Annotated in this window: 8 protein-coding genes; 4 read left to right on the top strand and 4 right to left on the bottom strand. The window is 69.7% G+C overall.

All coding sequences use genetic code 11. The features are described from left to right. The 4 genes from A7B18_RS05925 to A7B18_RS05905 form a co-directional block, all read left to right on the top strand. The coding region (locus A7B18_RS05925) for a hypothetical protein (protein ID WP_219722094.1) at positions 1–558 on the top strand (558 nt) is incomplete at its 5' end. A 38-nt stretch (positions 559–596) separates the two neighbouring features. Then, positions 597–1,535 carry a hypothetical protein gene (locus tag A7B18_RS22465; protein ID WP_245872756.1) on the top strand — a complete coding sequence of 313 codons (939 nt, stop codon included), beginning with the start codon at positions 597–599 and terminating at the stop codon, positions 1,533–1,535. Between the two features lie 117 nt (positions 1,536–1,652). Continuing rightward, a complete protein-coding gene (locus A7B18_RS05910) occupies positions 1,653–2,000 on the top strand; it encodes a DUF1622 domain-containing protein (protein ID WP_102125758.1) in 348 nt (115 codons plus the stop codon). Positions 2,001–2,009: 9 nt separating this feature from the next. Beyond that, positions 2,010–2,804 (top strand): type III pantothenate kinase, encoded by a 795-nt coding sequence (locus A7B18_RS05905; RefSeq protein WP_102125757.1) that lies wholly within the window; start codon positions 2,010–2,012, stop codon positions 2,802–2,804. A 4-nt stretch (positions 2,805–2,808) separates the two neighbouring features. Here the strand turns inward: A7B18_RS05905 and A7B18_RS05900 are convergent, their stop codons facing one another. From A7B18_RS05900 to A7B18_RS05885, 4 genes are all read right to left on the bottom strand, one after another. Continuing rightward, positions 2,809–3,075 (bottom strand): hypothetical protein, encoded by a 267-nt coding sequence (locus tag A7B18_RS05900; protein WP_425430317.1) that lies wholly within the window; start codon positions 3,073–3,075, stop codon positions 2,809–2,811. Positions 3,076–3,196: 121 nt separating this feature from the next. After that, entirely contained in the window at positions 3,197–4,198 is a 1,002-nt protein-coding gene (locus A7B18_RS05895; protein WP_102125755.1) for an inorganic phosphate transporter, read from the bottom strand. A gap of 18 nt (positions 4,199–4,216) precedes the next feature. Continuing rightward, positions 4,217–4,855 (bottom strand): DUF47 domain-containing protein, encoded by a 639-nt coding sequence (locus A7B18_RS05890; RefSeq protein ID WP_102125754.1) that lies wholly within the window; start codon positions 4,853–4,855, stop codon positions 4,217–4,219. Between the two features lie 115 nt (positions 4,856–4,970). Then, a complete protein-coding gene (locus A7B18_RS05885; protein ID WP_102125753.1) occupies positions 4,971–8,042 on the bottom strand; it encodes an alpha-amylase family glycosyl hydrolase in 3,072 nt (1,023 codons plus the stop codon). Positions 8,043–8,116: the final 74 nt, after the last annotated feature.

Here is an 8,116-nt window from a genome sequence, read left to right as displayed (position 1 = left end):
ACCACGCCCGAGCCCGGAGAAGGCGCCGGGCGTGGGGGCGAGGACGGGGTGGGCACCGGCAACGGCCCCGCGGGGGACGGTCCCGCCTCGGGTCGTCCCGGTGGCGACGGCACGGGCGCAGGCGCTCCCGGCGGCGGCGGCACGGGCGGCGGTGAGGTCGCCCGCGCGGGTGGGGGTGGAGGTGGAGCGGCCCCCGGCAACGAGGACCGGTTCCTGAACTGCACGGTCGTCGTCGATGTGCGCGGGCTGGGCCCTTTCCAGCGCGACATGACGAGCTTCGTGTACGACGAATCGGGCACCCAGCTCTGGCCCGACGCGGCCCTTGTCCGGGGCGTCAGCTCCCAGCTCGTGCAGGAGGGCAGCCTCCAGACCTACGTCACCTCGGAGGCCGAGGTCGCCGCCTTCAAGAACGTCACCCGCGTCAAGGCCGCCCGCGTGCAGCCGCCCCGCATTGCCCCCAATTCGCAGGTGTTCACCGACGCCGTGCTCGGAAGCGCCGCCGCCGCGCAGTTTCGCTCGGCGGGGGCCGCCTGCCGGGTCGTGTATCTCAAGAGTTGATCAGGCCTCCGTCACCCCCAACCGTTAAGAGGTTCCCTATGCGCAGACCCACCCTCCTCGCCCTCACCGTGCTGCTCTCCGCCCCGGCCCTCGCGTGGGTGCCCAAGTTGGAGGAAACAGTCGCCAAGAACGTCATCGACGGCGCGTATGGCCGCCGCGATCCGGTCCCCACCTTCCAGACCCTCGACCTGAGTGTCCAGGGCGGCCAGTTCGCCGCCGGGCAGGGGGCCGTGAGGGTCTTCGACGGCGGCGACGCGTGCCTGACGGGCTGGCTCGCCGCGCCCACCGACTACCGGGGGGGAAGCCGCCCCGCCGCCGTCACCGTGAGCGGGCAGGCCGACCAGCTCTACTTCCAGGCGGTCGAGGCGCGCGACAACTTCCGCAACCTCAGCGTGAAGGATGCTCTGGATGCCTTCAATGCGGGGTTCCTACCTAATGCGGTTGGGAATACAAGCGTAACTGCCGTAGCAACGAGCCAAACAACGCAAACTGGAAATACGACAACCTCAACTACGACAGTGACCTCTGCACCTACGGGACCGGCACGTTCTCCTGCTCTGCCCGCAGGACAGCTTCGCGTGGACGTGCAGGTGCGCGGCCTCCCCAGCGAGAAGGCCCGCAGCGCCTACCTCGTGCGCCTGCGCGCCCCCGCAGTTCCCACCGCGGGGCAGGGCGCCTCCCCGACCACCCCGGCCCCCTCGACCACCGGGGCCGCGGTGACTCCTCCAGCGAGCGCCGCCCCGGCCCAACCGCAGGGCACCCCGGCCCAGCCCCGGGTGATCGCGCCCCTGCGCAGCAGCTACGTCAACGACTTCAAGCGGGAGGCCGACGGCACCTGGACGGGCACCCTCGTCTACTACTTCGAGCCCCTGAAGGCGGGAATCGGCGCGAGCGACCGGGTGGAACTCCTCCTGCGCACCGAGGCGGACACGAACTGCGCCTACAGCGTGACGCTCGACCTGGGCAGCTTCCAGTAAACCGGGGAGAACAGGGATCGGCCTAGGCCACAGGGGGTGAAGGCTTCGGCTCCCTCTGCCGCCGCCGTGTGGTCCCTATGCTGGGGGCCATGACGACCGCACGGATGGAGGAGAGCCATGCTGGGTGAACTGGCGGGCCTGGTCGCGCTGTGGCTGGAAGAACTCTTCGAGCTGCTCTCCGCGCTCACCATCGCCCTGGGGCTGCTGCTGGCGCTGCGCCGGGTGGGGGAGGGGGTGCGGGCGGTGCAGCTCGACTTCGCCCGCTACCTGCTTCTGGCGCTGGAGTTCCTGCTCGCGGCGGACATCCTGTCGACCCTGCGCGCGCCGACCTGGCAGGACATCCTGCGGCTGGGCGCGGTGGCGCTGATCCGTACGGGCCTGGACTTCTACCTGTCGCGCGAGTTGCGCGAGGAGCCCCGGCAGGCGGCCCCCCAGGTGAGCCGGAGCGAAAACCGCCTGCCCTAGAATGCCCGCGTGCCCCCTGCCTTCCCCCTGCTCGCCGTGGACATCGGCAACACGAGCACCGTCTTGGGGCTCGCCGAAGAGGGCCTGAACCTCACCCACACCTGGCGCGTGCGGACCAACCGGGACGTGCTCCCCGACGACCTCGCCCTGCAACTCCACGGCCTGTTCACCCTGGCGGGTGCGCGGCCCCCCCGCGCCGCCGTCCTGAGCAGCGTGGCGCCCCCGGTGGGCCAGAACTATGCGCTCGCCCTGCGCCGTCACTTCGGGGTCGAGCCCTTCGAGGTCTCCGCCGCCAGCCTCCCCGACGTGCGGGTGGAACTCGACCAGCCCGACGCCATCGGTGCCGACCGGTTGTGCAACCTCTTCGGGGCCGAGCGGTACCTGGGCACACACGAGTACGCCGTCGTCGTGGACTTCGGCACGAGCACCAACTTCGACGTGATCGGGCGGGGCCGCCGCTTCGTCGGGGGCATCCTCGCCACGGGCGCCCAGGTCAGCGCCGACGCCTTGTTCGCCCGCGCCGCCAAGTTGCCCCGCATCGCTCTCGAAGCTCCGCAATCGGCCATCGGCAAGAACACCGTCCACGCCCTGCAATCGGGCCTCGTCTACGGCTACGCCGAGATGGTGGACGGCCTGTTGCGCCGCATCCGCGCCGAGCTGCCGGGCCCCGCCGTCGCCGTCGCCACCGGGGGCTTTGCCCGCACCGTGGAAGGCATCTGCCGCGAGATCGATCACTATGACGAGACGCTGACCCTGCGCGGGCTGGTGGAATTGTGGGCGAGCCGGGAGCGGGTCGGGAGCTGACGGCTTACGAGCGGTTGCGGTCCCGGACGTACTCGTCGTGGACCATCTCCAGCAGGTCGGCCCGGGAGGCACGAGGGTAGTTGCGGCGTTTGGCCGTGACGGCACGTTCCATCGCTCCCCGGTTGCCGAGCGTCTGACTCAATATCTTTCGCTCCCAATGCAGTTCGGCGTTTTTGCCAGCGGGTGAACTCTTCGGCACTCTTCGGGGGCGAGTCGCCAGCAGCACGGCCAGCAGCGCCAGAGCCACGACGATCACAAGCACAACGGTCAACACGTCTCGCAGTGTAGTGACGCAACCTGGAGCCTGCCCCTGCAAATGCGGCGACGCCTGAAGAGAAGAGGGCGCCCCCTTTCCGGGAACGCCCCCTCCGTCCTCGCTGACCGCTTCCCCCTCAAATCCCCAGCGTCAGCAGCATCAGCTTGTGAATCGCCCAGCCCAGCGCGATGCACACCGGAATGGTGAAGATCCACGCCTGCACGATGCGCCCGGCGACCTGCCACTTCACCTTCTTGAAGCCCTTGGTGGTGCCCACGCCCATGATCGAGGTGCTGATGGTGTGGGTCGTGCTCACCGGGATGCCCAGGTGGGTGGCCCCCACGATGATGGCGGCGGCGCTCGCCTCGGCGACGAAGCCGTCCACGGGTTTGAGGTCCACGACCTTGAAGCCCATCGTCTTGATGATGCGCCAGCCGCCCATCGCGGTGCCCAGGCCCATCGCCGCCGCCGCCGAGAGGATGATCCACAGCGGCACCTCCCCGACCTGGGTGCCCAGGTAGGCGCTCAGCGCGAAGGTCATGATCCCCATCGCCTTTTGCGCGTCGTTGCCGCCGTGCGAGAAAGCCATAAAGGCCGCCGAGCCGATCTGGAGCCAGCGGAAGGTGCGCGTGACCGTGCGCGGGCGCATCAGGCGCAGCACCAGCCACGAGAGCAGCGCCATGAACACGATGGGCACCAGGAAGCCCAGCACCGGGCTGCTCACCAGCCCCGTCAGCGTCTTCTGCACGCCGCGGGGAATGATGATGCCCCAGCCGCCCGCCGCGACCCCCGCCCCCACCAGGCTGAAGATCAGGGCGTGGCTGGAACTGCTCGGCAGCCCCCTCCACCACGTGAAGAGGTTCCATAGAATCGCGCTCAGGAGTGCGGCGCCCGTCAGGCCCAGGGTGGCGAACTGCTGCGGCACGATGTCGGTGGCGATGGTCTTGGCGACCGCCGTGCCCGCCAGCGCCCCGACCACGTTCAGGATCGCGGCCATGGCGATGGCCTGCGCGGGGGTGAGCACTTTGGTGGCGACCGAGGTGGCGATGGCGTTGGCGGTGTCGTGAAAGCCGTTGATGAAGTCGAAGGCGAGCGCCAGCGCGATGATGACGACGAAACCGATCAGGGCTGCTTCCATGGGTCAGAGGCTCCCGCTTCAGGCGTTCTTGAGCAGGATGCTCTCGACGGTCTTCGCCACCCGCTGCGCCTGGTCGGAGGCGTCCTCGATGAGATTCACGATCTCGCCGCCGCGCATCGCCCGGATCATGCCCGGTACGTCGGTGACGCCCACGTAGAGCTGACGCTGCACCTCGTCGCTGATGGTGTCGCCCTCGTCCTCGAGCTGGCGAATTTGCCGCGCCAGCCCGGCGAGTTCCTGGAGGCGGCCCGAGTCCTCGATCAATGGCATCCCCTGGGCCAGCAGCGCGCACTGCCGCTCGACCACCCGGGCGAGACGGGCCATCTCGGGCAGGGGGCGCTCGATCCCATAGAGGCTGAGCTTGCGCGCGGCGTCCTCCATGTCGTCCACGAGGTCGTCGAGTTCGCTGTTCAGCGAGATGATGTCCTCGCGGTCGAAGGGCACGATGAAGGACGAGGCGAGCATGTTGGTGATCTCGCCCGTGATGCGGTCGCCCTCGTGTTCGAGGTCGCGCACCCGCCTCACCTTGGCCTCCACGTCGGTGTAGTTCTCCAGCAGGTCCACCAGGGCTTGGGCGGTGGCGTGAGCGTTGCGGGCAGCCTCGGCGAATTTCGCGCTGAACTGCGGGTTTTTCGGCATGAATCTTGACAGCACCATGACAATCCCTCCCATTCTCCGCCCCTTTGTCAGCCCTATGTCAGGCGGGCGCAGGGCAAGAAGCGGCGGGAGGCCCCGGCGTGGCAGCCTCCCGCGTCGCGCCCAGTGTAAGGGGTTACCTCACGTTGAGGGGGGCCGTGAAAGTCGCGCGCCGACTCTCCGCCTCCGTCCCGATGGTGTTCGCGCCGGGGGGCGTGCTGCCCGCGTCGGGGATGATGTCGCCCGCCCCGTACCCGGCCCCGCCGAAGATGCCGCCCACCACGTTGACCCCGCCCGCGGGCGGGCCGCTCAGCCCCAGCGCCGCCCAGGGAATCGCCAGCTCGACCGTCTGAGCCGGTAGGGTGCCCCGGGTGGCGATGGAGTAGGCGGTCGTGGCGACCTCCGGCGTGGCGGTGTCCCCCTGCACCAGCCGCAGTTGGGCGGGCTGGTTCTCATACCGGGCGACGAAGGCGTCCGCCCCCGCCATCCCCCCGCCGAAGGTCGCCGCCTGCTTCCAGGCCTCGAAAGTGTCGGCCTGCGCTGCGCCGCCCGCCCCGGTGTCGAGATAAAGGATGGCGCTGTTGCCCGACACCCGGTAGGTGTAGGCGAGGTAGAGGTACTGCCCGTCGCTGTCGGCGAGCAGGCTCAGCCAGTTGTTGTCGGGGCCGAAGACGCCCGCACCCGGGCTCTGCGCGTTCACCTTGGGCGCCGTCCAGTCGCTCAGGTCGCCGTCGAGGGTGTACTTGCCGACGACCGGCCCGCCCTGCGCGGCGCGGGTGAGGTCGAAGTCGGCTCCCGTCCCCGGCGAGGTCGCCTGCCGGGTCGCCTCGGCGTAGCCCTCCGCCGTCGCCCCCAGGGTCTGCGTGCCCGCCGGGGCGAAGAGGGTGTAGGTGCCGTCGGAGAAGGTGATCGCGTAGTTCAGGTCGGGGCTGGCCGTCGTCGCGGTGACGAGCGCCGCGCCCAACGGGCTGCCCGCTCCCGTGACCCGCCCCTCGATGGTGGGCGGCACGGGCTGGCTGATGAAGTCGTAGGTGCCGCTGTAGCTGTTGTTCGTCCCCACCACGTACGAGCGGTCGCCCTGGCCGGGGCCCTCGTAGCCGCTGTTCCGGGCGCCGGGACCGTCGTTGCCGAACTTGAACTTCACCTCGCGGAAGAGGGGGAGGTCGATCTCGGTCTTCCAGATGCCGCGGCTGACCTGGGTCATCGGGTACTCGACCTGCGAGCCCGTGTCGAAGCGGCGAAGTTCGATGGGCCCGTTCCCCTGGCTGCGGGCGTCCACGGTGAACGTCACCCGGGCGGTGTTCTTGCTGCTCGGTGTGGCCTTGACGCTCGCCCCCCGGCTCTCCGCCCCCTGGGCGTCCACCGTGACCACCCGGAAGGTCGTCTCCACGTCGTTCGTGACACCCGAGGCGAGGTAGGTCGTCTGGTCTTTGGGCAGCGGCGCGAAGTTGAGCAGCCGCTCCCGCCCGCTCCCCGAACGCGCGTAGACGCGGTAGCCCGTCACGCTGGCGTCGGTGGAGGCCGTCCACGTGAGCTGCACGGCGTTGTCCCCGGCCCGCGCGCTCAGGCCCGTGACCTCGGGGAGGCCGGGGTTGACTGTGCCCGACCCGCCGCTCCCCGCCGGGGCCGTCACCGCGAGGGCGCTGCGGGCAGGCACCGTGCCGACGAGCCTGCCGCCGACAATGGAGAGGCCGCTGGCCCGCCCGGTGATCTCGGTCAGCGCCCCAGCCCCGAAGGTGCCGAGCAGCGGAATGCCGCCCCCACCCAGCGTGGCGAGGTCCACGGGCGTGTCCCCGTTGTTCATCACGACGACGACGGGCTGGCCGCCCTCGCCGCCCTGCGCCACCCGGCGGTAGGCGAAGATGGGCGCTCCGCCGTTGGGACGCCACAGCTCCTGCTGGGCGCCGCGGGTCAGGACCCGGAACTTGGACCGGGCGGCGGCGAGCGCGGCGAGGCGCTCGTCGAGCGTGCTCTGCCCGAGGGCCGCGAAATTCATGTCCTCGCGGTTGCCCTGCCCGAGCACGTAGTTGTAGGGGTCCCCCAGCCCGGGTTGCGCGATCTCGGTGCCCTGGTAGACGCTGGGGGTGCCGCGCGACGTGTAGAGCAGGCTCAGCGCGAGGTCGAGGCGTTCGGCGGCCTGCGCCGGGGTGCCGCCGCGCCCTTGCACCTCGCTCACGAACCGCCGCACGTCGTGGTTGTCCACGAAGGTCGTCAGGCGGGTGGGGTCCTGGTACACGCCGTCTTGCGCGAACACGTCCGCGAGGCGGCCCAGGTCGCCCCCAGCGCTCGAAAGCTGGTCCTTGACCGCGAAGTACAGCGCGAAGTCGAACACGCTCGGCGAGCCGAGGTCGTTCATGAAGTGCGCCAGCCGCGCCGGGTTGCCGTCGAACACCTCGCCGACCGACCAGAGTTTCGTGGGGTCGCCCGCCCCGCCCGCGGCGAAGAACTGCCGCCAGTAGCTGTCGGGCACATGCTTCATCGTGTCGATCCGCAACCCGTCGATGCCCGTCTGATCCCGCCAGTACGTCACGAAGTCGTTGAGGTACTTGGTGACCTCCGGCAACTCCTGCTTGAAGTCGGGCAGGCCCGCCAGGGGGCAGTCGACCTCCTTGTTCGTGCTCGCGTCGCACTCGGCCTGGGTGTGGAACCACTCGGGGTGCGTCCTGGTCAGGGTGGCGTCGTAGCCCGCGTGGTTGACCACGACGTCCTGAATGATCTTGATGTTGTTGCGGTGTGCCGTCTCGATCAGGGCCTTGTACTCGGCGAGCGTGCCGAAGTGCGGATCGACCTTGAAAAAGTCCTCGGCCCAGTAGCCGTGATATCCCGCGAAGGGCTTGCCCTGGTTCGGACCGTCGTTGACGGGAATGGCGGGCACCTGCACGACGACCGGGCTCACCCAGATCGCCGTGAAGCCCATCCTCTTGAAGTAGCCCTCCTCGATTTTCGCCTTCAGCCCCGCGAAATCGCCCCCGTGCCACCCGAGCGGATTGGTGCGGTCGGCGCGGTCGCCCTCATTCTGGTTCGCCCCGTCGTCGTTCGCCGCGTTCCCGTTGGCGAAGCGGTCGGTCATGGCGAAGTAGATGACGTCATCACGCCAGTCGCGCGCGCCCGTTCCCTGCCCCGGCGGGTTGAAGAGGCCACAGGCGGACAGAGACAGCGTGAGGGCCGTGACGGCGCCGACGCGCCCCACCAGTTGGAAGCGTTTCATTTGACCTCTATTGAGCACTCATCCTGCGGCCTTGTCAATGGGTCAGCGGTTCACCCGCGTCGGGTACTCTGGGG

The sequence above is a fragment of the Deinococcus planocerae genome (genome assembly GCF_002869765.1).
GTDB lineage: Bacteria > Deinococcota > Deinococci > Deinococcales > Deinococcaceae > Deinococcus > Deinococcus planocerae.
This window is presented reverse-complemented; position numbering and strand designations above follow the sequence as displayed.

Coding starts and splice junctions, on each gene's coding strand:
- A7B18_RS22465 (WP_245872756.1), top strand. CDS start 597: ATGCGCAGACCCACCCTCCTCGCCCTCACCGTGCTGCTCTCCGCCCCG.
- A7B18_RS05910 (WP_102125758.1), top strand. CDS start 1,653: ATGCTGGGTGAACTGGCGGGCCTGGTCGCGCTGTGGCTGGAAGAACTC.
- A7B18_RS05895 (WP_102125755.1), bottom strand. CDS start 4,198: ATGGAAGCAGCCCTGATCGGTTTCGTCGTCATCATCGCGCTGGCGCTC.
- A7B18_RS05890 (WP_102125754.1), bottom strand. CDS start 4,855: ATGGTGCTGTCAAGATTCATGCCGAAAAACCCGCAGTTCAGCGCGAAA.
- A7B18_RS05885 (WP_102125753.1), bottom strand. CDS start 8,042: ATGAAACGCTTCCAACTGGTGGGGCGCGTCGGCGCCGTCACGGCCCTC.